Source organism: Hymenobacter perfusus, assembly GCF_003944765.1.
GTDB classification, from domain to species: Bacteria; Bacteroidota; Bacteroidia; order Cytophagales; family Hymenobacteraceae; genus Hymenobacter; species Hymenobacter perfusus.
Genome location: NZ_RWIU01000002.1, coordinates 447,774 through 474,489 on the forward strand (window position 1 = coordinate 447,774; position 26,716 = coordinate 474,489).

17 protein-coding genes and 3 tRNA genes are annotated in these 26,716 nt (G+C 60.3%); 7 read left to right on the top strand and 13 right to left on the bottom strand.

The genetic code is table 11. The features are described 5' to 3' along the window. The first annotated feature begins 80 nt into the window (after nt 1-80). A complete protein-coding gene (locus tag EI293_RS08030; RefSeq protein WP_125436621.1) occupies nt 81-1,379 on the top strand; it encodes a sensor histidine kinase in 1,299 nt (432 codons plus the stop codon). A gap of 121 nt (nt 1,380-1,500) precedes the next feature. Here the strand turns inward: EI293_RS08030 and EI293_RS08035 are convergent, their stop codons facing one another. The 4 genes from EI293_RS08035 to EI293_RS08050 all read right to left on the bottom strand — a co-directional run bounded on the left by EI293_RS08035 (nt 1,501) and on the right by EI293_RS08050 (nt 6,429). Next, a complete protein-coding gene (locus EI293_RS08035) occupies nt 1,501-2,958 on the bottom strand; it encodes a toxin-antitoxin system YwqK family antitoxin (protein ID WP_125436622.1) in 1,458 nt (485 codons plus the stop codon). A gap of 169 nt (nt 2,959-3,127) precedes the next feature. Continuing rightward, nucleotides 3,128-4,309: an acetyl-CoA C-acyltransferase gene (locus EI293_RS08040; protein WP_211339527.1), complete on the bottom strand. Its 1,182-nt coding sequence runs from the start codon at nt 4,307-4,309 to the stop codon at nt 3,128-3,130. A 222-nt stretch (nt 4,310-4,531) separates the two neighbouring features. Next, complete coding sequence (locus tag EI293_RS08045) at nt 4,532-5,497, bottom strand: tetratricopeptide repeat protein (protein WP_170170301.1); 966 nt, start codon at nt 5,495-5,497, stop codon at nt 4,532-4,534. Between the two features lie 5 nt (nt 5,498-5,502). Further along, nucleotides 5,503-6,429, bottom strand: coding sequence for a VWA domain-containing protein (locus EI293_RS08050; protein WP_125436624.1), 927 nt, complete (start codon nt 6,427-6,429; stop codon nt 5,503-5,505). A gap of 255 nt (nt 6,430-6,684) precedes the next feature. On the opposite strand from EI293_RS08050, the gene EI293_RS08055 reads away from it, so the two are divergent. The 5 genes from EI293_RS08055 to gyrB all read left to right on the top strand — a co-directional run bounded on the left by EI293_RS08055 (nt 6,685) and on the right by gyrB (nt 10,774). Beyond that, a tRNA-Ser gene (locus tag EI293_RS08055) sits at nt 6,685-6,772 on the top strand. A 103-nt stretch (nt 6,773-6,875) separates the two neighbouring features. Next, a tRNA-Pro gene (locus EI293_RS08060) sits at nt 6,876-6,949 on the top strand. Between the two features lie 53 nt (nt 6,950-7,002). Next, nucleotides 7,003-7,076, top strand: a tRNA-Arg gene (locus EI293_RS08065). A 222-nt stretch (nt 7,077-7,298) separates the two neighbouring features. Next, on the top strand, nt 7,299-8,633 hold the full coding sequence (locus EI293_RS08070; RefSeq protein WP_125436625.1) for a VPS10 domain-containing protein: 1,335 nt from the start codon (nt 7,299-7,301) through the stop codon (nt 8,631-8,633). Between the two features lie 158 nt (nt 8,634-8,791). Next, nucleotides 8,792-10,774 carry a DNA topoisomerase (ATP-hydrolyzing) subunit B gene (gene gyrB / locus EI293_RS08075; RefSeq protein WP_125436626.1) on the top strand — a complete coding sequence of 661 codons (1,983 nt, stop codon included), beginning with the start codon at nt 8,792-8,794 and terminating at the stop codon, nt 10,772-10,774. A gap of 415 nt (nt 10,775-11,189) precedes the next feature. On the opposite strand, the gene EI293_RS08080 is transcribed toward gyrB, so the two are convergent. From EI293_RS08080 to EI293_RS08090, 3 genes are all read right to left on the bottom strand, one after another. Beyond that, nucleotides 11,190-12,095 carry a helix-turn-helix transcriptional regulator gene (locus EI293_RS08080; RefSeq protein ID WP_125436627.1) on the bottom strand — a complete coding sequence of 302 codons (906 nt, stop codon included), beginning with the start codon at nt 12,093-12,095 and terminating at the stop codon, nt 11,190-11,192. Beyond that, on the bottom strand, nt 12,095-13,132 hold the full coding sequence (locus EI293_RS08085; RefSeq protein WP_125436628.1) for a restriction endonuclease: 1,038 nt from the start codon (nt 13,130-13,132) through the stop codon (nt 12,095-12,097). The genes EI293_RS08080 and EI293_RS08085 overlap by 1 nt, the downstream gene beginning before the upstream one ends. Nucleotides 13,133-13,239: 107 nt before the next feature. Next, complete coding sequence (locus EI293_RS08090) at nt 13,240-13,995, bottom strand: DNA translocase FtsK (protein WP_125436629.1); 756 nt, start codon at nt 13,993-13,995, stop codon at nt 13,240-13,242. Between the two features lie 210 nt (nt 13,996-14,205). Between EI293_RS08090 and ppk1 the strand changes: the two genes are divergently transcribed. Beyond that, nucleotides 14,206-16,500, top strand: coding sequence for a polyphosphate kinase 1 (ppk1, locus tag EI293_RS08095; RefSeq protein ID WP_125436630.1), 2,295 nt, complete (start codon nt 14,206-14,208; stop codon nt 16,498-16,500). A gap of 109 nt (nt 16,501-16,609) precedes the next feature. Here the strand turns inward: ppk1 and EI293_RS08100 are convergent, their stop codons facing one another. The 6 genes from EI293_RS08100 to topA all read right to left on the bottom strand — a co-directional run bounded on the left by EI293_RS08100 (nt 16,610) and on the right by topA (nt 26,525). Next, nucleotides 16,610-17,614, bottom strand: coding sequence for a Ppx/GppA phosphatase family protein (locus tag EI293_RS08100; RefSeq protein ID WP_211339529.1), 1,005 nt, complete (start codon nt 17,612-17,614; stop codon nt 16,610-16,612). A 125-nt stretch (nt 17,615-17,739) separates the two neighbouring features. Next, nucleotides 17,740-21,462, bottom strand: a complete 3,723-nt coding sequence (locus tag EI293_RS08105; protein ID WP_125436631.1) for a hypothetical protein — start codon at nt 21,460-21,462, stop codon at nt 17,740-17,742. A 73-nt stretch (nt 21,463-21,535) separates the two neighbouring features. Then, a complete protein-coding gene (locus tag EI293_RS08110) occupies nt 21,536-22,087 on the bottom strand; it encodes a metal-dependent hydrolase (protein WP_125436632.1) in 552 nt (183 codons plus the stop codon). A gap of 135 nt (nt 22,088-22,222) precedes the next feature. Further along, nucleotides 22,223-22,927: an SIR2 family NAD-dependent protein deacylase gene (locus EI293_RS08115; protein WP_125436633.1), complete on the bottom strand. Its 705-nt coding sequence runs from the start codon at nt 22,925-22,927 to the stop codon at nt 22,223-22,225. Between the two features lie 38 nt (nt 22,928-22,965). Continuing rightward, nucleotides 22,966-23,874: a DUF4846 domain-containing protein gene (locus EI293_RS08120; RefSeq protein ID WP_125436634.1), complete on the bottom strand. Its 909-nt coding sequence runs from the start codon at nt 23,872-23,874 to the stop codon at nt 22,966-22,968. Between the two features lie 152 nt (nt 23,875-24,026). Continuing rightward, complete coding sequence (topA, locus tag EI293_RS08125) at nt 24,027-26,525, bottom strand: type I DNA topoisomerase (protein WP_125436635.1); 2,499 nt, start codon at nt 26,523-26,525, stop codon at nt 24,027-24,029. Between the last annotated feature and the right edge of the window lie 191 nt (nt 26,526-26,716).

Sequence of the window (26,716 nt, forward strand, 5' to 3'; positions counted from 1 at the left end):
GAACGATAAGCGTTGGGGCGGCGCGGACGACGAGACGCTAAGTGTCGCGTCTCTACACCCTACTTCCCTGAATCCTATTCATGACCCTGCGCCTGAAATTCCTGCTGTTCGTGACCATCATCCACGCCGTACTCATTGTGCTGGCCGGCCAGATGATGCGCACCAATGCCCCGCTGTTTGTGGCGCTGGAAGTTTTGCTGCTGGTCAGCATCTTCTTCACGGTGCAGCTGTATCGGGGCTTCGTGCGGCCGTTTCAGCTGATTGCAGCCGGCACGGAAGCCATTCGGGCCAAGGACTTCTCCATGAAATTTGTGCCCGTGGGACAGCACGAAATGGACCAGCTCATTGAAGTGTACAACCACATGATTGATGAGCTGCGGCAGGAGCGGGTCACGCAGCACGAGAAAAGCTACCTGCTCGAAAGCCTGATCCGGGCGTCGCCGGCCGGGGTGCTGCTGCTGTCCTTCGATGGGCGAATTGAAGGGGTGAACCCCGCCGCCGAGCGGATGCTGGGCCTGCCCACGGCGGCACTGCTGGGCCTGCCGCCCGCGGCCGTGCCCGGCAACTGGGGCCCGGCCCTGGCGTCGCTGGCCGGGCAGGGGCCGCAGGTAGTGCAGCTTTCGGGGCTGCAGACGTACCGGGCGCACTGTTCCCGGTTTGTGGACCGGGGCTTCACGCGCCAGTTTATCGTGCTGGAAGAGCTGACGCAGGAGCTGATCCGACAGGAGAAAAAGGCCTACGAGAAGCTGATTCGGATGATGTCGCACGAAATCAACAACTCCATCGGAGCCATTAACTCCATTCTCCAAAGCTTCCACCACTACACCCCCCAGCTGCAGCCCCAGGACCGCCCCGATTTTCAGGAAGCCCTTGAGGTTTCTATCGGCCGCAACACCCACCTGGCCAACTTCATTGCCAATTTCGCCACCCTCGTGCGCCTGCCGCCGCCCCAGCGGCAGCCCACCGACGTGCACGAGCTGCTGCGCACCACGGCGCGCCTGCTGCAGGTGCAGGCGGAGCGCCGCCACATCCGGTGGCACTGGGAATTGACTGCTGGCCCGCTGCTGGTTGACCTCGACCCGCTACAGATAGAGCAGGTGTTGCTTAACATCAGCAAAAACGCCCTCGAAGCCATTGGGGAAGCGGGCAACATCTGGGTGCGCACCAGCCAGGAACCCGCGCAGCTCATCCTCGAAAACGACGGCCCCGGCCTGGCCCCCGAGGTGCAGCGCCGCCTGTTCACGCCCTTCTTCAGCACCAAGCGCGACGGTCAGGGCATCGGCCTCACTCTCACCCGCGATATCCTGCTGCAACACGGCTTCCGGTTTCAGCTGCAAACCCAGGAAAACGGCCGCACGGCGTTTACCATCTGGCTGTAACTCACCGGTCCGGCGGCCGAAGGTCGTCGGACCGGTTGCCGTCTGGTCCGTCCGAACAATGACGTAACACCATCAGCTTACGTCAACCGGCCCGACGGCCTTTGACCGCCGGACCGGTGGGTTACTTCCGTTTGACGGGGGCGGCGGGTTTGCGGTTGGGCATGGGGCGCACGGCCGGGGCGGGGGCGCCGGCGGGTACTACTTGGCCGTTGCGGAAGGTTTTCTTTTCCTGCACCGTGCTGCCATCCGGCCCGAAATACGTCCAGACGCCCGATTCCTTGCCGTTGCGGAAGGTGCCGGTTACTTCGGCGGTGCCGTCTTCGCGCAGCTGGCGAAAGGCGCCGGTTTTGAGGCCTTTCACGTAGGTGACTTCGGTTTTGAGCTTGCCCGAGGGGTAGAACTCCTGGCTCAGGCCGGTGGGCCGGCCGGCCTCATACACCAGCTTGCTTTGCAGCGCGCCGGTGGGGTAGTAGGTCAGCTGCTCGCCCACCAGCTTGCCGTTCAGGTAGGTCTCCTGCTTCTGCAACTGCTTGCCGCCCACGTGAAACGTGCGCCACTGGCCGTTGGGCTGCCCGTTTTTGTATTGCTGCTCGCCCTTGGCCATACCGTCCTCGTAGTACAGCGTGATGCGCCGGTCGCGGCCCTGGTTGCTGTATTCCGTCTTCTGCTCCGTCTTGCCCGATTCGTATAAGTCCAGCTGCGTGCCGGTGAGCACGCCCTGGCGGTAGGTCTGGGTGCTTTTTACAGCTCCGCTTTCGTAGTAGGATTTGGCGGGACCATCGAGGTTGCTGGTGCCGCCGGCCAGACTCTTGGCCTGCTTGGTGAGGTCGTCGGCCAGCGGATTTTTCACGGCCCGGCCTACCAGCGTAGCGGGGGCGTAGGTTCCCTCGGTGCGCAACTTGCCCGAGCGGTAGTAGCTGCGGTAGCTGCCCCGGCCGGTACGGTCGGCCTGCACGTCGGTTTCCAGCTGCCCGTTGTCGTAGTAGGTTTTGTAGGGGCCGGCCAGCAGCCCTTTGCTGTACACGCCTTCACTCTGCAGCTGGCCGTTCTCGTAGTAAGTTTTGGCCGGACCGCTGGCCTGGCCGTTCTGGTAGGTTACCTCGGCCCGGGGCTTGCCCGAGGGGTACAACTCCCGAATAACGCCGGCCGGCTGCCCGTTGGTGAGGGTGGTTTCCAGCTTGATTTCCCCGTTGGGATGAAAGTAGCGCAGCGTGCCGGTAGGCTGATCTTCCTCGTAGGTGCCTTCCTGGGCCAGCTTGCCGTTGTCGTAGTAGGTTTTGAACGGCCCCTGACGTACGCCCTGCTGGTAGGTGACTTCCAGTCGTCGGCCCCCGTTGGGGTGAAACTCCACGTAGGCCGAGTCGCGCTTGCCGTCGGTGTAGCGCGTCTGGGCCTCCAGCTTGCCGGAGTAGTAAAACCGCTTGTACGGCCCCTGCATCACGGTGTCAGCCGCCACCAGGGCCGAGTATACTTCGCGCTTATGCACGTTGGTGGAATCAAAATACGTCGTGAGCCGACGCAGCTTTTGGGCGTGAGCAGCAGTGGAGAGCAGGAGCAGGGCAAGCGTAATTCGTTTCATAGCCGCAAGAACGGGAGAAAGCCAAAAGTATTTTTTGCGCCGGCTGTTAGCACAAGTTCAGCCAGTAGCCAAGCCGCACACAAAAGCCCTGCCGCAAAACTGCAGCAGGGCTTTCGGGTAAATGTCAGCACGAATCTGTGAAATCCAAAAAGTCGGCTGAATACGTGTCTTACAGCTTCTCAATAACGATGCTGCTCGCGCCGCCCCCGCCATTGCAGATGCCGGTCACGCCGATTTTGCCGCCTTCATTCTGCAGCACGTTCAGCAGCGTGGTCACGATGCGGGCTCCGGAAGCACCCAGCGGGTGGCCCAGGCTTACGGCTCCGCCGTACATGTTCACGTTGGTGCCTTCCAGGTTCAGTAGCTTGTTGTTGGCCAGCGAAACCACCGAGAAAGCCTCGTTGATTTCGTAGAAATCCACTTCCGAAGCATCTACACCGGCATGCTTCAGCGCCTTCGGAATAGCCAAAGCAGGCGTGGTGGTGAACCACTCGGGGGCCTGCTCGGCGTCGGCGAAGCCCCGGATGCGGGCCAGCGGCTTCACGCCCAGCTCCTCGGCCTTCTCGCGGCTCATGAGCAGCACGGCGGCGGCGCCGTCGTTGAGGGTGGACGCGTTGGCGGCCGTCACGGTGCCTTCCTTGCCAAAAGCGGGCTTGAGGCCGGCAAACTTGGCAAAATCAGCCTTGGTGTACTCCTCGTCGTCGCTGATAACGGTTTCCTTGCCGCGCACCGAAATGGTCACGGGCACAATTTCGTCCTTCTTCTTACCGGCCTGGGCGGCGGCGGCACTCCGCTCGTAGCTCTGCTGGGCAAAGGCATCCTGCTCCTCGCGGGTGATGCCGTAGTGCGTGGCGGTGCGGTCGGCGGCTACGCCCATGGCGAAGTCGTGGTACGGGTCCCAGAGGCCGTCCTTCATCAGACCGTCAATCATCTGGCCGTGGCCGTACTTGGCCCCGAACCGGGCTTTATCCAGGTAATATGGCACATTCGACATGCTTTCCATGCCGCCGGCCAGTACCACATCGGCCTGACCCAGCATAATGGCCTGGGCGGCAAACATGATGGCTTTCGAGCCCGAAGCGCACACTTTGTTGACGGTGGTGCATTCCACGGTATCAGGCAGGCCGGCTTTCTTAGCCGCCTGCCGGGCCGGAGCCTGACCCAGGTTGGCCGAAATAACGTTGCCCATAATCACCTGCTCTACTTCTTTGGCCTCAACGCCGGCTTTTTCCAGAGCTCCTTTCAGGGCAATGGCACCCAGCTCAACAGCCGACAGCGACGACAGGCTACCGCCAAACGACCCAATAGGGGTGCGCACGGCGGCTACAATAACTACTTCTTTGATTTGCATGATGCGGTGGGGTGGGAATGGTTGATCAAGGGCTTAAAGGTAGCAAGGTTTGGCGACGAGGCGGATGGCAACGGTTGGCAGAAGATGTACGGGACGAGTGCAACCCCGCACGTCATTCCGCGCGGGCTCTCGTTGAAATCCGGTTGCAATGTCAGCCCGCGTCATTCCGCGCGTGCTTGGAATAGCACTCGGATTCTTACTCGCCCTTCTCCGCTACCAGAATCACCAACCCGGCTTTCCCTTTACTTGCGGCTTGGTGGCTTTGCGCGGCAGCTGCTGCAAGTATTGCTGCTCGGCCGTGTGCAGGGCTTCCAGCAGCTGGCGGGCCTGGCCGCTGCTCAGATTCATTTGCTGGAGCCGGGCACGCTGGGTTTGTAGGTTGATTTCCGCCGCCGAAGCTGCCTCCGAACCGCCGCGCCGGCTGCTACCACCCGGTGCTTCCGGCCCGGTTTCTTCGTCGCTGATACCCCGTACGTTGCCGGGCTGGCTGCCACGGGCTACAGTGCGCTGCTCTCCGGAGCCGGGCTGGAAGCCGGAGTTGGCCGCGCTGCCGGGCTGCGCAGAAGGCCGTTTGGGGTCACGCAAGCCATTGGCATCGGGCCGGGGCTGCGGGGCGTTACGCGGGTCGCGGGGAAGTGCAGGGTCAGTGAGCTGCCCCCGTTGATCTGTGCCGGCCCTGGGCTGAGTCTGAGCAGTAGGTTCCGGCTGCCTGGCTTCCGGGTTGCCATCGGTACCAGGCGGCGGCAGCTGAGGCGGGGTAGTTTGGCGGGCCAGATAGTCGCGTAACCGCTCGTAGTTGAACCGGGCTTCCGCGTTGGCAGCGTTAGCCAGCAGGGACTGGCGCAACAGGCTTATTGCCTGCGCGTAGTCGCCTTTAGCAGCGGCCAGCGCACCCAGCTGCTGCAACGCAACGCTGCGCATAATCAGGTTTTTGCTGATAGTCAGGTGATTGTAATATTCCCGCGCCTCGCCCGGCCGTCCGGCGCGGGCGGTGGCATGCGCCAGATTCAGCCATACTGCTTCATCCCGGGATTCCAGCGTTACGGCGGCTTCCTTATAGGCTACGGCGGCGGCGGCATAATCCCGGCGAACATACGCCGCCGCCCCGCGCTCCACCGCCGCATTTCGGTCATGGATGCGCGTGAGGCCTCCCCAGGCACTCAGCAGCACTATTCCACCTAACAACACACTTCTCACGGCCGAATTACTTTCACGGTTATCAGGATGTCCAGCATAATCAGAACCAATGCCACTACCAGCGGGTACCGGTAGCGGTTGTCCGCTACCGAAACCGTTCTGACCTGTTGCGTCTGGCCTTCTACGCGGTTCAATGCATTCAGCAGGAAAGGAAACTCATCGCGCTGGTCAGTCAGTTCGAAATACTGTCCGCCGGTCTGCTCAGCCAGCTGCCGGAGTGGGGCCGGTACCAGCCGGGTAATGGCCTCACGTCCTTTAGTGTCGCGGAGGTAGCCCCGGCCGCCGCTCTGCGGAATCCGGCTGCCTTCAGTGGTTCCCACCCCCACCGTAAACACGCGTGCCCCCGAGCGGGCCAGAATGCGCACAGTTGGCTCCAGATTTTCCCCGAAATCTTCCCCGTCTGTTATAAGGACCACCGCCGTAGCCCGGGGCGGCGTGACGCTAGTGGCGGAATCCGGCGGTATGGCTGCTAGTCGGGTCAGTAGCAACTCCAGTGGAGGCACCAAGTTGGTACTGCCCGGCGGTACCAGGGTTGTTTGCAGCGTACTGATGAAGAGTTGCAGAGCTGCCTGGTCATAAGTGAGAGGGCATTGCACGTAGGCTTCGCCCGAAAATACGATGAGCCCCAGCCGGTCGGCGGGGAAGCGGCTGGTAAGCATAGCGAGTTCGGCTTTTACCTTTTGCAGGCGGGAGGGCACTACATCGGGCGCATCCATAGAGCGGGACAGGTCCACCAGCAGCCACACGTCTTTACCGGAGGTTCGTACCGGATTCTGGGTGACACCGTAGGCCGGCCCCAGCAAGGCCACCGCCAGCAGCCCGAAATATAGGAGCCGTAGCCCCAGCTTCCAGCCCAGCCGCCAGCCCCGCTGCCCCAGTGGCGCCGCCAGCCGGCGCGTCCGCAACAGGTAGCCGAGGTACAACAGAAAAAAAAATATGGCCGCCAGCACTTCGGACCAACCCGGCCAATATGCCCAGCTCAGCACGACGGTAACCCCTTCATGTTCAAAATGCAACCAGTGTAAAAGGTAGGTAAAAGCGGCGGCGGTGGTTCTGGGGCAATGCCCCGAAAAGGCCGTTTAGAGTGGCAAGATGGAAGATATTTTTTTCGAAAAGGGTTTGTATGTCCATTCTGCTCGTATATTTGCACACCTTTCAACCGGAAAGGAGTTCAACACGGAGAGGTGGGTGAGTGGCTGAAACCAGTAGTTTGCTAAACTGCCGTAGCTCTAAAGGTTACCGGGGGTTCGAATCCCCCCCTCTCCGCATGTTTTTTAAGATTGAAAATTGAGAATTAAAAATCAAACAGGGTGTCACAGAAGTGTTGACTGCCGGCTGGTTTTTAATTCTTGATTTTTAATTGCCCATTCGGGGTGTAGCGTAGCCCGGTATCGCGCCTGCTTTGGGAGCAGGAGGCCGCAGGTTCGAATCCTGCCACCCCGACGTTTAGACAAAAGCCGTTTACCCACCTCGGGTGGACGGCTTTTGTTTTAGTTGACCCCGTAGCTCAGCTGGATAGAGCAGCTGCCTTCTAAGCAGCCGGTCATGTGTTCGAATCACATCGGGGCCACACTGATATTCAGTCACTTAGCTTAATTGCTAAGTGGCTGTTTTGTTGCGAGTGGAAACCTTGGTTGTATTTTGGGATAGACTGCCAGGGTAGTTATGATTTTTATGTAAGAGCTCGGCTGCTAAAGCAGTCGGGCTTTTTTTGTAAACTAGAGAGCAACTTGACGAGTGCTAGTACAGGAGTGTAATCCCGTTCCTTCCTTTCTAACCCCCTCTTTACCCGATGAAAAAAACTGTACTTCTTCTGGCCGGTGGACTGTTGCTGGCCACTGCCGCTCAGGCTCAATGGGTGCAACAGCCCTTCTCCTTTGCCCAGGATTTGCTGCCGCTTTACACCGATGCAGTAGATGCTAATACTGCCTGGGCGCTATCCAGCGGGCTGTTTACCCAGGATCCCGCTAACCAAGTCGCCCGTACGTTCAACGGGGGGCAAAACTGGACGGTACTGACAGTTTCCGGAGTGAATACCGCTACGGAAACCGTGCAGAGTCTGTCGGCAGTAAGCGCAACCACGGCGTGGGTAGTCACCTTAAACGATACCGGTGGCCGTATTCTCAAAACGTCGGATGGCGGCTCGACCTGGGTGCGGCAAGGCACTAATGCGTTTTCAGCCGACAGTTACCCTAATACCATTTACTTCTTCAATGCCAACGAAGGCATGGTGATGGGCGACCCGGACGGAGCTAATGGCGGCGGGCCGGAAATCTACTACACTGCCAACGGAGGCACCACCTGGACCCGGGTCCTTAATGTGCCGGTTGGTACCTCCGGGGAATACGGCACCTTTTTTCCGCCGGCAGCAGTAGGCAATTCCATCTGGTTTCCGAATGACGAAGGGGATATTTTCCATTCTACGGACAAGGGCGTAACCTGGACCGTAGCGCGGGACGTGGCTTCGGAGCCCATCGAAAACATTGCCTTCCGGGATGAGCAGAACGGCTTGGCTGTTATTGCCGATGCCAACGCTACCAACCACGAACTATACCGCACTGCGGATGGCGGTACTACTTGGCGCCGCACCACTTATACCGGCCCGTTGCGGGGCTGGGGACTCGATAACGTGCCCGGGACCGGCAACTACCTGTCCGTAGGAATTAACCTGGGCAATGGCGACTCCGGCTCCTCGTACAGCCGCGACAATGGCCAGACCTGGACCAGCATCGAAACCACTATCAATCATCTGTTTGTGGACGCTGCCAGCCCAACGGCCGTCTGGAGTGGTGCTGTGAATGCCAGTACCGGGGCTGGAGCCGGAGTAAATAAACTCACCAGCACCGTACTGCCTACCCGCACCGCCACGATGGTGCTGGGGGCTAGTGTGACTCCCAACCCCAGCATCGACGGCTTATTCCGGGTACAATGGCTCCCGGCCACGCACGCCGGAACTGTTAAGCTTACCGTTTCGGATGCGCTGGGCCGGCAGGTACAGCATCGTACCCTGGAGGCCAGCCGCGCTACCGAAATCACGTTGGATCTGAGCCAGCAGAAAGCCGGGCTGTACCAAGTGAAACTGGAGTCGGCGGCGGGCGTGAGCCAGTTACGGGCGCAGGTGCTGTAACCGGCTGCTTAAGCTCCTGAAAGGCCGTTGTTTCGGGTGCGGAGCAACGGCTTTTTTATGCCGGTGCAGAAGCCCCGAATCGGCCTTGCGGCTGGCAAAAACCGGATTTTTTCGGTATCTTTGTCGATACCTAATTCAGGTTGAATTAACTGCCTCACATGAGTGAAACACAAGAGATAATCGGAACCTCGGACTACTCCGCGGATAGCATTCAGGTGCTCGAAGGGCTCGAAGCGGTGCGCAAGCGGCCCTCCATGTACATCGGCGACACCGGCGCGAAAGGGTTGCACCACCTGGTGTGGGAGGTAGTCGATAACTCCATTGATGAAGCCCTGGCCGGTCAGTGCGACCGGATTGAAGTAACCATCCACCCCGGCAACGCCGTATCGGTGCAGGATAACGGCCGCGGTATTCCCGTCGGCATCAACCAGAAGTTCGGCAAATCGGCCCTGGAAATTGCCCTGACCGTGCTCCACGCCGGCGGTAAATTCGATAAGAACAGTTACAAGACCTCCGGCGGTCTGCATGGCGTGGGCGTCAGCTGCGTGAATGCGCTCAGCACCCACACCCACGTCACGGTAAAGCGCGACGGCCACATCTACGAGCAGGAGTACGTCATTGGCGTGCCCCAGTACGATGTGCGCAAGGTGGGCGACACCACGGAGCGCGGCACCCTGGTGCGGTTCCAGCCCGACGCGACTATCTTCGACGAAACGCTCATCTACTCCTATGAGCGCATTGCCACGCGCCTGCGGGAGCTGTCCTACCTCAACCGGGGCATCCGCATCATCCTCACCGACCTGCGCACGCCCGAAGACGGCGGTGAGCCCCAGCAGAGCGAGTTCTACTCGCAGGGCGGGGTGGCCGAGTATGTGCAGTACCTCGATAACAGCCGCACCGTGCTCATGCACAAGCCGGTGTACGTGGCCACGGAGCGCGGCATTCCGGTGGAAGTGGCCTTCCAGTACAACGACTCGTTCCAGGAGCACATTTACTCCTACGTCAACAACATCAATACCCACGAGGGCGGCACGCACGTCTCGGGTTTCCGGGCCGCCATTACCCGCGTGTTGAAGTCCTACGCCGAGAAATCGGGCGAAGTGGCCAAAGCCAAGGTGGAAATCCAGGGTGACGATTTCCGGGAAGGTCTCACGGCCGTTATTTCGGTGAAAGTGGCCGAGCCCAAGTTTGAGGGTCAGACCAAAGGCAAGCTGGGCAACTCCGAGGTAAACGGTGCGGTGAATACCGTGGTAGGCGAAATCCTGAACCAGTACTTGGAGGAAAACCCCAAGGAAGCCCGCGTCATTATCGACAAGGTGATTCTGGCCGCCAAGGCCCGTATTGCCGCCAAAAAGGCCCGCGAGATGGTGCAGCGCAAAACCGTGCTCGGCTCCAACTCCCTGCCCGGCAAGCTGGCCGACTGCTCCGAATCGGACCCCGAAATCTGCGAAATCTACCTCGTGGAAGGGGACTCGGCCGGTGGCACCGCCAAGCAGGGCCGCAACCGCGCCTTTCAGGCCATTCTGCCGTTGCGGGGTAAAATCCTGAACGTGGAGAAGGCCCAGGAGCACCGCATCTTGGAAAACGAAGAAATCCGGAACATGATTACGGCTTTGGGCGTGACCTTTGGGATGCCTGCCGACCCGGAAACGGGCGCGGAAGCCGATGCCCGGGCCCTCAACATTGCCAAGCTGCGCTACCACAAGGTCATCATCATGACCGACGCCGACATCGACGGCTCGCACATCCGCACGCTGATTCTGACGTTCTTCTTCCGCTACATGCGCGAGCTGGTGGACCGGGGCTACATTTACATTGCTCTGCCGCCGCTCTACCTCGTGAAGCGGGGCAAGGAGGAGCGCTACTGCTGGACCGAAGAGGAGCGCGCGCAAGCCCAGGAAGACCTCGGCCGCGGCAAGCCCGAAACGGTAAACGTGCAGCGCTACAAAGGCTTAGGCGAGATGAACGCCGAGCAGCTCTGGAGCACCACTATGCAGCCCACTACCCGTTCCCTAAAGCAGGTAACCGTTGACTCGGCCGCCGAAGCCGACCACCTGTTCTCCATGCTCATGGGCGACGAAGTAGCCCCCCGCCGCGACTTCATCGAGAAAAACGCCAAATACGCCAAGCTGGACGTCTGAACCGCAGATTATGCGGATTTAAGGATTGCACGGATTTTGGTGACGATTCTTCAAACAAAAAGCGCCGTCCTGGCCAGGACGGCGCTTTTTGTTTGAACGAAGTAGAGACGCGTATTCGCGTCTCATCGTTGCTGATATTGAACGGTTGCCACAGAACGGCGCGGCTGCTTCAACGTGCCGGAACGCCCCGGTCCGGCGGCTGAAAGCCGTCGGGCCGGTTGTCGTCAGCTGATGTTGCGCCGCTTCGGGGTTATGGTAGTGAATCCACAGGCAGTGTGCATGGGATGTAGAGACGTGACCCTTTGCGTCTCGTCGTCCGCGCTGTTCTACCGATTGTCGTTCAACGAGGAGACACGAAGGGTCGCGTCTGTACAGCGTTCAGGCAACCGCTGTACAGACGCTGTTAACCCAATCCTCATGCTCCTGCCGCCGCCTGATGCGCTTGTTGCAGCCATTCGCGCAGGCTGGTGGGGGCCAGAACTTCCACTTCGGGGCCGTAGCTGAGGAGTTCCATACGCAGGTCGTGGGTGTCGTACACGGTCAGGCTGAGGCGGATTCCCTCCTCGGTGGCCGACACCAGCTGCTGGGACGCGTGCAGCGGATAGCTCAGCGCGTAGCGGCCCTGCACCAACTCAAAACTCAGCAGAATCGGCTGCGGCGGCTCGTCGTCGGTGGGCCGCGTAATGCCGAAGCAGTTGGTAAAATAGGCGGCCGCATCGAAGTCGGCGGGCGGAGTGAACAGGCGCGGGGTGGGCGTGAGGTGCTGCACCCGATCCAGGCCGAAACAGGCGAGCCGGCCGCTGCCTTCCATCACGCCCAGCACGTACCACCGCCCCCGAAACTCGCGCAGTAGCAGCGGCCCGATGGTACGCCGCTGCGGTTCGGCTTCCCAGTGCTTCTGATAGTCCAGCTCCACCACCCACCCCGCCTGGGCCGCCCGCAGCAACGGCCGCAGATACTCCAGCCCCAGCGGCCGGCGCGGCTCCGGCTGCACGAATGCCGCGCCGGCCGCCGGCAGCCGCAGAAACTCCTGCAGCTCGAAGGCTTCCAGCAGCTGGTTCTGGCTGTTGGTGAGCGGCTCCGCGTGGTCGAGGTAGTAGCCCCGGCCGCGCCGGTTGCGGATGGTTACGCCGAAGTTCTCGGCAATGGATGGCCGGTCCCGCTCAGACGTGCGCCGCGAGTAGCCGTCCTGCAAATCGCCCACCGTGGTCTGCTCCAGCAGGTACCGTTGCAGTTCCGCAAACGGCACTAACTGCCCGCTCGCCCGTTGTAGCCGCTGCACAAGATGAAACTGCCGCAGCAGGTGCGCGTGGATGGGCATTATTTGTTAAATGTATTATCTAAACCGCTAATGCCAGCTTCCAATAGCATTTCTACAAATTGTTTGCCGTTAATAAGCCGTACATCATTCTCTTTTGAGTAAACAACACATTCCTTAGAATATGTGTCAGCTGTTGAAATAACCCAGCACAATTTAGAGTATTCATCTACCGCACTACTACGACTTTCTTTGTAAGCAGTTATTTGTTCGGAAGCCCAGACAGAAGTTTCACCACCATGCAGTTTCGCCTGAACATAAATAATGGTCTTAATAGCTTCAAAGGTAGCTACGACATCTGCATCTCCTTCCTTCCCTGCCTCGTTTTTAGCAGGAATAAATACATCAGAAGCTCCCACTCGTTCAAAATACCACTTGATTAGCTTCTCTAGCTTATCTGGGTTTAAATTTTGTCTAATTGTATCTAGAACGATAGGTACTGTTTGCTCTGTAATTTGCGCATGTAAATTAATAGGCCTGTTATCTGAAAATGCAGATATTGCTCTTTCAATACTTGACTTTATATCCGTAATCCATGCATTGGTAGTTCTGATCTTCATCCTTGCTGTTAAGGCACGATCAGCAAATTTTTCACGCGAAATTCCTAATTCGATTGGCTTTACATTCCAGAAAAAACCTAAATCAATAGCTTCTTCAGAATCAATTTTATGTAACAAAGTGTCAGGCCCTAAAACAATCGGATTTTCTTGCCAATCTTTCAAATTCTCATTGCGAACTTGAGCAATAGGTTGAGGCTGACCTTCCAGTTCATAGACTGAGAAAGTATCCCACATAGGGACTACTACCAAATCGTCTGCTTTCATCTCATGTATGAAACGCCAGATATTGTGTCGGTTACGAGGCCGCACACCCCAATGCTCATCACACGCCTCATCTACGATGTTCCAACCATTATGTAACACATTATCTATGAACTCTTGACTAGAAAAGTCAGAAAATCCTATAGATAACATATTGCGACTAAGTAGCGGATGAGCAATTTCCGCATGCCACGAGATACGGTGTAACCAGATGTTCATAGGTTTTTTTGAATGTATGTGAAAAGAAAATGCAGTCTAACGAAGTAGAGAGGTTTCTACAAAGAAAAGCCTGGGAGAAAAAAGTGGCTGTCTAAGTAAACGAGCAATTAGTTGATTACCACCCCATATCCGCCATCCTCCCGTCGCCGGATAACACCCGCCTTCACCAATTCCTCCAGCAGCCGGCTAGTGCGGTTGTAGCCCAGGCCCAACTGGCGTTGCAGCAAGCTACTGCTGACCGTCTGGTGGGCCGTAATCAGACGCACGGCGGCGGGAAAGATTTCCTCCGGCCGGAGTGCCGGGCAGGGTAGCCGTTGCGGCAGGAGCGGTAGGGGCAGGAGCGGCGGGCCGTAGCTGAGCAGCAGGTGCAGCCGGAGCTGCGCGGGTAAGTTGGGCCGTAATCCGTGACCAAACACCACCTCCGTGCGGGAGTCGCCTGCGGTTTGCTGAATGTGCTCGGTAATGGCCGTCAGCTCATCCATTTCCAGCTCGGCCGTCGGGTGGCTTTCGATGATGAGTAGTACGTGCCGTGCCGGGGTGGTGGGCGCAGGCCCCAGCAGCCATTGTCCGGCGTCAGCCAGCGCGGCCTGGGCCAGCCGCAACGCCGGGCCGTTGCCGGAGGCCTGGGCCCGGCCCAGGCGCAGGCTGGAGTACGGCAGTAGCGCCGCGCGGAAATCGTCGATGTCTAGGTTCACATCGGCGGTTACCGCCAGCACCCGGCAGCAGTCGGTGAGCCGGGCGAGTAGCGCGGGGCGGGTTTGGCGGTGAGCGGCCGGAGGACGGAAGCCGGCGCGCTGTTCCCATTCAGCTAACAGGGCGGTGGCCAGCTGGGCGGGCGAGGTGGGCGGGTCAGGCGAGGTCATGCGGTGGCGGGTTAAGGAGTGGAACGGCGCAAACCTCGCTCCTCAATGCGCCAATCCACGTCGTTTTCGACGGCTCCGGTATTTTCTTTTCCGGTTGGGTTCTACCTGAACCGCCGCTAGCCGTTAACTTGCCACACGGCAAGACGCTCCACGTAAATCGTTCACGAAATCCGTGTAATCCGCGAGAAATCCGCGTCAATCCGTGATCCTATGAAACTCTTCAAATCGGCCGACCTCATTCGGAAAAGCAAATACATCAGCCGCGACCTGAGCTGGCTGCGCTTCAATTACCGCGTGCTCGACCAAGCCCGGGACGCCAGCCGCTCGCTCTTCGACCGGCTCCGGTTCATGGCCATTACCAGCAGCAACCTCGACGAGTTCTTCATGATTCGGGTGGGCTCGCTCTATAATTACCTCGATTACGGTAAGGAGCGCATCGACTACTCGGGGCTGCGCGAAATGCCGTTCCGGCGCAAGCTGCTTGATTTTGCCCACCGGTTCGTCAACGACCAGTCGTTGACCTACCTCAACGACCTGAAGCCACTGTTTGAGAAAAACGGCTTCAACGTGCTCAAAATGAGCGAGCTGACTGAGCTGGAGCTGAAGAAGGCCGACGGCTACTTCAAAAATACAGTGTTCCCGCTGCTCACCCCGATGGTGTACGACAGCTACCACGGCTTCCCGCTGATGATGAACCAGATGCTCATCTTCGGGGTGGTCACGCGGGCCGGGGGGGGGTTGGATGCCGAGGCGGAGCGCGGCCAGGAGCGCCTCACCTTCGTGCAGATTCCCCAGAATCTGTCGCGCTTCTTCGAGCTTACCCGCAAGGATAAGGTCATGTTCGTGCCCATCGAGGAGATTGTGCGGGTGAACCTGCCCAAGCTGTTCCGCAACGTCGAAATCGTGTCGGCCGACATGTTCCGCATCACCCGCAACGGCGACTTCACGCTGGAGGAGTCGGACGACATCGACGTGGATTTTATCAAGGAAATTCAGCTGGGCCTGAAGACGCGTAAGAAGGGCCGCGTGGTGCGTCTGGAAGTGGAGCCCAACGCCTCGGCTTTGCTGATGCAGGTGCTGAAGGATCGGTGGAATATTGATAACGGCAACGTGTTCGTTATCAACTCGATAATTGACCTGAAAGGCCTGCTCCAGATTCTCAAACACCCCAACTTCCGGGGCAAGGGGGCCAAGCAGCCGGCCCCGGTGGCGCCGCTCAGCCTGCCGGAAGGGGCCGAGGATAATCTCTTCGAGTACCTCAAGCACCACGATGTGCTGCTGCACCACCCGTACAACAACATTGACCCGATGGTGCGGCTGCTGGAACAGGCCGCCGAGGACCCGCACGTGCTGGGTATCAAGCAGACGATTTACCGCCTGGCCGAGGACTCGCGCGTGACGGCGGCACTGCTGAAAGCGGCGGAGAACGGCAAGCACGTTTCGGTGCTGTTTGAGGTGAAGGCGCGCTTTGATGAGGAGCGCAACATTCGGGAGGGTGCCAAACTGGAAAAGGCCGGCTGCTTCGTCATTTATGGGGTGAGCAAGTACAAGACGCACACCAAGATGATGATGATCATCCGCAAGGAAGGCGAAAAGGTGACGCGCTACGTGCATATCGGCTCGGGCAACTACAACGAGCAGACCTCGCGCATCTACACCGACGTGAGCATGCTCACCACCAACGACGTGTACGGCCACGACGTATCGGAATTTTTCAACGTGATTACCGGCCACTCGCAGCCCGACGACTACGAGTACCTGATTACGGCCCCCAAAGACATGCGTCAGCAGCTGATTTCCCTGATTCGGGAGGAGGTGCGCAATGCCAAGAAGGGCCTGCCCAGCGGTATCGTAATGAAGATGAACTCCCTGGAAGACAAGGAGATGATTGACGAGTTCTATAAGGCCAGCAAGGCCGGCGTGCCCATCCGCTTCATCGTGCGGGGCATCTGCTGCCTGCGGCCGGGCCGGGTGGGGCTGAGCGAGAACATCGAGGTGCGCAGCATCGTGGGCGACTACCTGGAACACTCCCGCCTGTTCTACTTCCACCAGGCCGGCAACCCCAAAATGTACGCCGGCTCCGCCGACCTGATGGTACGCAGCTTCGATAGGCGCATTGAGGCACTGTTCCTGATTGTGAATCCGCAGCTCAAGCGCGAGGCCATCAACATCCTCTACTTCAACCTGCGCGACAACCAGAACACGTACGTTATGCGCGAGGATGGGGCCTATGTGCAGCGGCACCCGGCCGCCGAGGAGCCGGCTTTCAACGTGCACAAGGAGTTCTACCGCAAAAACTTCACGCTGGTGGGCGAAACGGCCCTCTACGATGAGTGGCTATCCTGCGCCGCCATCCGCGAGGGCGCTTCCACCGACGTCATTGAAGCCGCTCCCTCCGTACCGGTTGATGACCAGCCCAACGCCCACGAGGCGGAACCCGACTTGGAAAGCACGATAATCGACGCCATCGAGCACAATCCCGAAACGGAAGCGGATCTGGCGTAGTCAACAGATTCAGAACGTGTACCCCGAAGCTGTGCTTCGGCTTGCGTAGGAAAGTGTTCAGCCTTTCACGTGAGCCGAAGCACAGCTTCGGGGTACAACTTCTTACAGGCTATTCCACTTCCGTGGGGCGGCTTTGCACTGTGGGTTTGGGGCAGCCGGGTTTGTGGTCGTCGGCGGCGCGGAACTCATCGAAGTGGTCTTCGAACAGCGCCTGCAACATGCCATCCTTGAGGCCCACATCGGGCACGAGCATCTGGTGCACATTGGCCCATTCCATGGCCGAGAGGTAGATGTGGCCGGCGGGCACGATAACATCGGCGCGGTCGGGGTTGAGCAGGGCCACGTTCACGCGCTGCTCCATCGTCATGCCCGTGAGTTGGTCGAGGATGGTGGCGATGCGCTTGCGGGTCACAGCTTTGTCGGCAGCCTTGTCGGGCGCCGTCTGGGCCATGCTGTAGAGCTTGTTGATGTTGCCACCGGTACCAATTGCGCGGGAAACGTGGTAGCGGCGGGCGTTTTCGCTCACCCATTCCTCCATGCGCTGCCAGGTTTCGCGCATGGCCTCGGTGCTCATGCCGGCTTCTTCCTGCTGCATGCGCCGGATGCTGCCCACCTCAAACGACTGCGAAGCCACCTTGCGGCGGTTGTGGTAGATGTTGAACTCGGTGCTGCCGCCACCCACATCAATGTGCAGGTAGTGCTTCTTGTCTTCGAGCAGGTTCTCAATCACCCGGTTGATGTAGGCGGCCTCGTCCTGCCCGTCAATCACCTGCACCGTCAGACCCAGTTCCTGCTGAATGCGGGCGGCCACCGCCGGGCCGTTCTGGGCTGTGCGCATGGCTGAGGTGGCGCAGATGAGAAAGTGGTTCGGGGCCACGTCGTGCACCTCCATCAACAGCTTCAGGGCGTGTAGAAACTTGATGAATTTGGCCTGTTTTTTCTCCGAAATCTGCCCGGTAGCAAACACGTCCTCACCCAGCCGCAATGGGTAGCGCACGTACTCCACCCGCTTAAGCCGGTACCGGTCACCATAGTGCAGCACCGCCGAAATCTGGCAGCGCACCGCGTTGGATCCAATGTCGATGGCGGCCAGTTTCAGAAGCGGATATTCCATGCAGCAAGTTGTGAGACGAGAGTAAACAGCGCAAATATAGCCTTTCAGGTCAGCTAGGGCGCAAAAAACGCAAAACGGCGGGCTGCTTCCGAAAAAGCGGCCCGCCGTAAGCAGTTGATGACGGCTTAATTATCAATCCGGAAGCCCAGGCCGAACTGAATCAGCCCGTTTTCCACCGATTTCTGGTAGGAAACCGACAGGGCCAGCTGGTCGGATACGGGGGCAATGTAGAAGCCGGCCCCGTAGCCCTCGTGCCAGCCCCCGGGTGAGGAGCCCTTGTAGTACACCCGGCCCCGGTCGTAGAAGCCGAACACGCCATAGGAGAAGGGTAGGAAGGAAGTTTGTACGCGGCCCAGCGCCAGGCGCAGCTCGGTGTTCAGGTACAGGCTGGCGTCGCCGGTGAAGCGGGTGCGGTAGTAGCCGCGCAGGCCCTCACGCAGGCCCAGGTTGGCGAATTTGTAGAAGGGAATGTCGTCGTCGTTGCCGTAGTTCTTGGCCCCGCCGCCCTTCACTACCAACGTGACCGGAATGCCCAGGCGGGCCGTGCCGTAGTACTCGGCGAAGCCCTGGGTAAGGCCGAAGTTGCCCTTGTTGCCGTTGAGCTGATGATACGTATCGTGCTGAGCCCGCAGGCGTACCCCGCGCCGGGCAAAGCTCTGCCGGTCCCGCAGATCCACGTCGAGCAGCGCATTCAGGCCGATGAGGCGCTGGAAGTCGGTGTTGGGCACCTGGCCTTCGGGCACCGGAATGCCGCCGCTTTCCAGCTGCCCCAGGTAGCTGGCGCGGGCGTAGCTGGAGGTGTACTGCTCGTAGCTGGGCCCAATGCGGAACAGGCTGCGCTGCCAGAACACCCGCTCCGTGAAGCCGGCCAGCGTGAAGCCCTTGTATCGGGCCTTGTAGAACTTGTCGTCGTAGCGGTCCTGGTCAAGGTCGGTGTTGTTACCCAGGCCGAAGAAGTTGTAGAAGGGGAAGAAGTTGCCGTACTCGGTGCGGGCGCCCACGTCCCACTTGCCAAACGCGTAGCGGTGCCGCGAAGCCAGCGACACCTGGAAGTTGCCGCCGCTGGAGCCGCGCACGTCAAACGAGTACAGGTTCTTGAAGCCCGGCTTGCGGAAACCCTGGCGTACGAAATCCACGCCTGCACCCACTCCAATGCCGTCGTTGGCATTCACGATGACGGTGGCGCGGGGCTTGTAGGAGTTGAATTCGAACTGCTCCCGGTCGTAGAGGTTCACGTCGGGGCGTGTGGAGGTGCGGTTGTCCGACTCCGAACCCAGCTTCAGGTTGGTATCGGGCACGTCGTACACCTTGGTAAGGGTGCGCAGGCCGCTCACGCGGGAGTCGTCGGAAATCCGGTCTTTCCCGTCGCCGCCGATGATGCGCACCAGCACGCTGTTTTTTGCCGTGCCGGTTACCGTGAATACGTCCTTGCCATCGAGGCCATAAAGGCTCACCTCCTCAGTTTCCTTGGGCGAGAAGGTGCGGTCGAACAGGGCCGGGCCATTGGGCTCGTCGCCTTCCTTGGCCTTGTCAAACAGCTGCACCCGCACGCGGCCGTCGGCCTGGCGGTCTACCCGGAATACCTCAGCTTTGTTGGAACCCACCACGTCCACGCGTTTGGCCAGCAGCAGGTAATATTCATCCAATGCCGCTGGCAGCTCCTTGATGCGGGCTTTCAGCTTGCGGTTCAGCTCGTCGGTTGACAGGTTTTTCAGTTCCGGGGGCAGTGTGCCGGTGGCCTCGTCGATGGCAGTGGGTGTGAGGCGCTCCTGCAGGTAGCGGGCAATGTCCTGCCACTGCTCCCGGTTCAGGCTTTGCAGCAGAAACCTATCCAAGTGACGGGCGGGCCAGTTCAGGCTTTTCATGTCGCCGAACTCGGCCTGGAATCCTTCAATGCTGGGCACGGCCCATTCCCGGTTAGCCAGGTAGGTGAGGGCCCCGTTCCAGAGGGTGAACGACTGGTCCCGGTCGCGCGGAATGGGTTTGTACACGGTTTTCTTGCCGTCTTTGAAGCCCGCCCACTTCCAGTTGTCCTCGTGCTTGCCGAAGTCGGCCACCAGCATATCAAACGCCCGCGCCCGGCCCAGGGCCACGGCGTCGATGCGGTTGTCGTTGTCCTTGTAGAGCTGGCGGAAGAAGCTGAAGGAGCGGCGTACTTCATCGGCCCCGCCGAAGCCGGGTAGGTTGGGTTTGGGGTCCACGGGCCGGTCTTCCAGCGTGCCGAACAAACCGGCAAACTGCTCCCGGTAGGGGCCGAGCTGGTTGTTATCGGGCAGCACGAACAGGCGGGGGCGGGCGTGCAGAATGTCGGTTTTATCCAACAACGAGCCCGTTACCAGCGCCGAGTAGGGGTGAGCCGTGGGCGTGATGTCGCGCAGCACGTTGGCGGCAAACGACTGGCGCAGCTCGGGCGGCAGAATCCGGGTTACGTCCTTATCCACCGAGCGGAAAACGTATTCCGAGGAGTCGGCGGCAATGAGTTTGAGGGAAGTGGTCTGGCGGCCGCCACCGGGTCCGAAGGGGCGCAGGCCGCCTTTTTCGGTAGCTAAATTAAGGGTGCGCACCTGTACCGGCTGCGTCCAGGAAGTGCGGTAGAGCTTGCCCAGCCAGAACCGGGAGCCACCGGTGCCCGCGTACTGCTTGCCGGCGGCCAGCGCTTGGGTGGCTTCAAACGGCACATCGGCCTTCACTTCCGCCACGCCTTTGGGGGCCGACGGACACTCGGGAATAAACGAGTTAACCGGCACGCCCGCCTGCTCCGGCCCGCAGGCCGAGCGGAACAAAGTGGCCGCGTAAGCCTCCCGGGCTGAGGTGCCGCTATCGAATGTGTAAAACGCCGTTTTTACGGTGCCGTCGGCGTAGTAGTCCAGGCGGGAAAAGCCCTCTTCGGCTTCATTGAATTGCGACTTGGCGTTGACCCCCACGTGCTGTTTCTGAGCGAAGGAGCCCGAAACCAAGTGGTAGCTACCCTGCTGCTCGGTGAGCTGGAGGCTGAAGTCGTGGGCAGCAGCATACACGGCCCCGGGATGGTCGCGCAGGGTGTTTAGCATTTCCTTCTGGAACTGCTGGTAGGCGGGGTTGGCCAGGTCGCGGGGGGAGCCCACGTTCTGGCGGTAGGCCGCGTACACGGTGCCGGCCACGGGCGGCAGCAGGTGGCGGCTCAGGGGCATGTGCCCGCCGTACACGCCGTTGCTGATGACCGGCTGATGGCCCACCAGCAGCACGTTGCGGCCCTTGGTTTCATCCAGTACATCCTGCAGCTGCTCCCGAAACTCCTCCACCGTCATGGTTTTGCAGTCGGTATCGGGCGCTTCCGGGCGGTCGAAGGGGTGCGTCCACCAAGGCGAGTTGATGGCCACTAAGCGTACCAGCGGAGCCACATCTACCACTTCGGGGCCGGGGCAGCCACCAGTGGGCAGGAAGGCATTCTGGCCGGGGAGTTTGTCTTCGATGTACTTTTCGAGGCGGCGCACCCGCTTCAACCCGTCGGGGCCGGAGTTGGCCCAGTCCTTATCACCGGGCAGGAAGTAGATTTTGCCGTTGGGCAGGCCTTTTACCAAGGCAATTAACGCATCGGCGCGGGCCGTCTGGCCGGCCTGGCTGGAATCTTTGGCCGAGCCCAGACCTTCATTGCTTACGATGTCGCCGAGGTGAACCACGGTAAACGGGCCGGTTTGCTGCTCCAGGGTGCGGCGCAGGGCCTGGAGGTGGCCGGCAGGCAGTTCGGCGGTGGCCGTATTACCCAGCAAAAAAACCGTGTGTGCCGGCGCGGCCGACTGGGCAAAAACCGGGACTGAAGCTGCCAGGCCCAGACCAGCCAGCAGCATGCGCGAGTAACGAAATGACATAGAAGGGGAGTGTAGAAGCCTCTTCTACGGAAAAGCGGCGGTTCAGATTTAATGTTACCTTAATTTCCCAGGCTTACCGAAGCTCCGCAGTACGCCGACCTGCCAGGAGGCGCTGGACTAGCAGCAGAATGGCACAGGGCAGCAGCACCCATTGTATCTCGCTGCGCAGTACCCGGGCGGCCCATTCGCCCACAAATTTCTTCACCCCAATGGGCGACACCGCAATGGGCCGCAGCCCGAAGAAGTACCGCTCCGTATCGAACGGGCTGAAAAATGCCACGCCCTCGCCGCCGGTGGTCATGGCATCGAGCACGCCGTGAGAGGCCGTGGCCAGCAGCAACAGTAGCCACAGCCGGCCTAGGGGCGGCGCGCCCGCCGGCCGTCGCCAGGCCGTGAGCAGCGTCAGGCCCGATGCTACCACGGCCGCCGCCAGCAAAGAGTGCGACAGGCCCCGATGCCCCCACAAACTGGCGTACGGCACGTGAAACTTGAAGCCGATAACGTCGGCATCGGGCAGAAAGGCGCAGGCAGCGGCCAGCAGCCAGTAAGGCCAGTAGCGCCGCTCTGGGAGCAGCAGCTTCCCCAGCGTAGCGCCCAACGCGCAATGTCCAACTATGGAAGCCAAGGCGGAAAATTGAGTTTGGTGAAGGGTTGTAGAGACGCGATACTTCGCGTCTGGGCGTAAGCAGAGGTTGTGATACTGCCAAAAAAAGGATGTGCAGTGGCGCCGTTCTAGGGGTAGATACGAAGTGTCGCGTCTCTACATTTCGTCAGATGACTGCGCCCGCAGCTCGGCGGCTACTTGCGCTACGCCAATAGTGGCGGGCTCGGTGACGAAATGCTGATTGGGGCGGGAGCTGACGGGCGGGCGGCTAGGGTCGATGATGTAGATGGGGGTGCCGCGCCGCACGTAATCCACGAGGCCGGCGGCTGGGTACACCTGCAGAGACGTGCCCACCACCAGAAACACGTCGGCGGTGGCGGCCTCGTGGGCGGCCAGCTCCATGAGTGGCACGGCCTCGCCAAACCACACAATGTTGGGACGCAGCTGGTGGCCCTTCTCGCAGAGCTGGCCCAGCTCAATCCGGTCCGACTCCAGCGGGTACACCAGTTCCTCGTGGCGGGAGCTGCGGCTCTCAAGCAGTTGCCCGTGCAGGTGAATCACGCGCGAAGAACCGGCCCGCTCGTGCAGGTCGTCCACGTTCTGCGTCACGATGACCACCTCGAAATCTCGCTCCAACTCGGCCAGTGCCAAGTGGCCGGCGTTGGGCCGGGCGGCCCGGGCAGCTCCCCGCCGCTGGTTGTAAAACTCTAGTACCAGGGCCGGGTTGGCGGCCCAGCCCTCGGGCGTGGCCACGTCCTCAATGCGGTGATTTTCCCACAGTCCGTCTGAGGCCCGGAAGGTAGCCAGCCCGCTTTCCGCCGAAATTCCGGCCCCGGTCAGGGCCACCAGTTTCTTTTTCATGCAAGTATGGAGTTGGAAGAATCCTGCGAGACTCGAAACTACTCAAACCGGCCCAGCTCATCACGCCGGAACGTCCATTCCGGGGTGTTTACCTGGGCGGCCTGCGGGTCGAGCAGAAACCAAGCCCCGAGGCCCGTATCATCCCACCCGTTGGTGAGAACGTGCATCTGCTGGGCGGGCATATAGCTCTGGGCCAGCAGCGCCAGCCGGCGGCCGGAGCCAGGCTGCACCGCTACATCGAGCACCAGCACCGCGTGGCCCGGCGAGCCACCCCGGATGAGCACGTCGCCGGGCTGCACCTGGGCCAGGGGCATAGGTATCAGCTCTTTGCTGAGCGACAACGTGCCGGCATAGGTGAAAATCTGGTCGAGGTAGCGGCGGAAGACGGCGTGCGTGGGGGCTTCGGCCGGGCGCGGGGCCGGCTGCACCGCATTACCGGTCACCTTAAAGCCCATGCCCGAATACCAGTCCTGAAACCGGATGTCGTCGCCGCTGGTGAGGTGGAAATGCACCTGATTGGGCTGCTGGCTGAACTGATACTCAGCCCGCAGCCGGATAACGGCATCGGCGCACTGCTGCAGGTCGCGGGAGCCCACATCAAGGTCGAACACAGCGGCATGCACGTCCTGCCGTTCCTTGGGCCGGCCGTTGTAGAGCTGCACGGGCGTACCTGCCGGCAGCAGAGGCAGGTGGCGCAGCCAGTGCCCGAACGAGCCCTGCTGCACGGCCACGCGCTGGTAGCCCCGGGGCGCAGCAAACCGGGCTGCTACCGTCTGGCGAGGGTTGTAGCGGCCGGCCGGCAGCCATTTATAGTCCGTGGCACGGCCGGGCATTTCGGCCTGAGCCGGAGCGGTAGGTGGGGGCGTAGTGGACGCTTCAGCGGAGTCGGCGGGGGAGGGCGAGCAGCTGAGCAGCCCGGCCGCCAAAGCCAGAACGGCGTGTTTCATAAGTGGAATAAGCAAACCGGATAGAGCCGCAATAACGGGTTTTTTAGGTGCTGTATTTCATGCGGCCGGTACAAAAAAAGCCTCCCCGGGAAGGAGAGGCTTTCTTGGTTATTGCGAACCGAAATCCGGCTCAAAAATTCAATCCGGCGCGTTTACTTGGCCTTTGGGGCCGCCTTAGGCGTGGCCTTTTTGGCGGCCGTGGTACCGGTTGCTTTCTTGGCCGCCGGTTTCTTAGCAGCGGCTTTCTTGGCGGCTGGTTTTTTGGCCGGCGTATCGGCTTTTTCCGTCTTCTCGGCGGGGGCGGCTTTCTTGGCGAAGCGGCCACCCTTGGCTGGTTTGTCGGGCGTGGCTTCGGCCAGCTCCAGGCAGCGTTCCAGCGTGAGGTCGGCGGGTTCCTCGCCCTTCGGAATCTTCACGTTCTTCTTACCCGCCACGATGTATGGTCCGAAACGGCCGTTAAGAACCTGAATATCGGGGTTTTCGGCAAACGACTTGATGAGGCGCTCCGCGTCGGTTTTGCGCTTGGTTTCAATCAGGTCCACGCCTTCCTGGGCCGTGATGGTGTGCGGGTCCTGCTCCTTGGTGAGGGAGTAGAACTTGCTGTCGTGGCGGATGTAGGGGCCGAACCGACCCAGCGCGGCCGTCATGTCTTTGTCCTCGAACGAGCCCACGATGCGCGGCAGCTTGAATAGCTCCAGGGCTTCTTCCAGGGTGATGTTCTCGATGAACTGGCCCTTGCGGAGGCTAGCGTACACAGCTTTTTCGCCCTCAGGCGCGCCTTCCAGCGGCTCAATCTGCACGTACGGCCCGAAGCGGCCCAGGCGGGCCGTCAGCTTCTGGCCGGTTTCAGGATGCAGCCCGATTTCGCGGTTGCTGCCCAGCGTGTTGCGCTCAATGTTCTGGCCCCGCTCCACAGTTTCGTGGAAGGTGCCATAGAAGCCGGCCAACATATCGGTCCATACTTCCTGGCCGTCGGCAATCCGGTCAAACTCGTCCTCCACCTTGGCCGTGAACTGGTAGTCCACGATTACCGGGAAGTGCTCCACCAGAAAGTCGTTGACCACCATGGCCGTATCGGTGGGAAACAGCTTGGCTTTATCGGCCCCGTAGGTTTCGGTTTTGACCTCGGTTTTCACCGCGTCGCCATCGAGCGTGAGTACGTGAAACTTACGTTCCTTGCCTTCGCGGGAGTCTTTTTCCACGTAGCCGCGCTTCTGAATGGTGCTGATGGTGGGGGCGTAGGTGGAAGGCCGGCCAATGCCCATTTCCTCCAGCTTTTTCACCAAGGAAGCTTCCGTGTAGCGGGCGGCCGGCGAGGCAAACCGCTCCGTGGCGCGCAGCACCTGCAAGGGCAGCTCCTGGCCCACATTCAGAGGCGGCAGCCCCCGCGAAAACGATGATTCGGCGGCTTCATCCTGTTCCTCCTCGTCCTTGCTTTCAGCATAGGCTTTCAGGAAACCCTCGAAGGTGATGACCTCGCCGGTTGCCGTGAGCGTAACGCCGGGCTGGGTACTGATGCCGATGGTAGCTACCGTGCGCTCAATCACCGCGTCGGCCATCTGGGAGCCCATGGCCCGCTTCCGGATCAGGTCGTAAAGGCGCTGCTCCTGGGAGTCAGAACCGGCTTTGAGCAAGGCGAAGTCCGTGGGGCGGATGGCTTCGTGGGCCTCCTGGGCCGAAGCCGACTTGGTTTTGTATACCCGCGTCTGAGCGTATTCAGGGCCGTAGGCACGGCTGATTTCCTCCTGCGCTGCCGCCAGCGCGTCCTGCGAGAGGTTCACCGAGTCGGTCCGCATGTAGGAGATTTTACCGGCCTCGTACAGCTTCTGGGCCACGCTCATCGTCTGGGCCACCGAGAAGCCCAGCTTGCGCGAGGCCTCTTGCTGCAACGTGGAAGTGGTAAACGGCGGCGCGGGGCTGCGCTTGCCGGGTTTTTTCTCCAGGTTCTCGATGCGGTAGGTTGCCCCTACGCACCGAGCCAGGAAAGCCTCGGCTTCCTCGCGGGTCTTGTAGCGGGTGGGCAATTCGGCCTCCAGCACCGCGCCCCGGCCGGCATCGAAGCGGGCCACTACGCGGTAGGCAGAAGACGTTTTATGCTGGTTGATTTCCCGTTCGCGCTCCACCACCAGGCGTACGGCTACGCTCTGCACGCGGCCCGCCGAAAGGCCGGCCTTCACCTTTTTCCACAGCACCGGGCTCAGCTCAAAGCCCACCAGCCGGTCGAGTACGCGGCGGGCCTGCTGGGCATTCACCAGGTTCAGGTCGATTTCCCGGGGGTTCTCAATGGCCGTGAGGATGGCGTTCTTGGTGATTTCGCGGAACACGATGCGGCGCGTTTTGTCGCCGCCGGTTAGGTTCAGGGTTTCGGCCAGGTGCCAGCTGATGGCCTCGCCCTCCCGGTCATCGTCACTCGCCAGCCATACCACTTCCGCTTCCTTGGCCAGCTTTTTCAACTGGCTGATCAGCTCGCGCTTATCGGCCGAAACGACGTAGGTGGGCTTAAACCCATTGGCGACGTCAATGGCGTTGTTGTCCTTGGGCAGGTCGCGCACGTGGCCGAACGACGACTTCACCACAAAGTCCTTACCCAGGTAGCCTTCGATGGTTTTGGCCTTGGCCGGGGATTCGACGATGACTAGATTTTTGACCATAGGGGTGGGATACACTGAGCTTGTTTCGATAGGAAACGGGCGGGGCAGTGCAAAAGTTGAATTTTGCCGCAAAGATGCTGGAATAATCCGGCCTTGTTGCGGCCGGCCCCAAATATCCAGGGCCGACTCCTTATATATACGAGTGGTTGGCCAACGCGGCGTAGCGGCAAGCCGTTCAGTTTCCGGAAGTT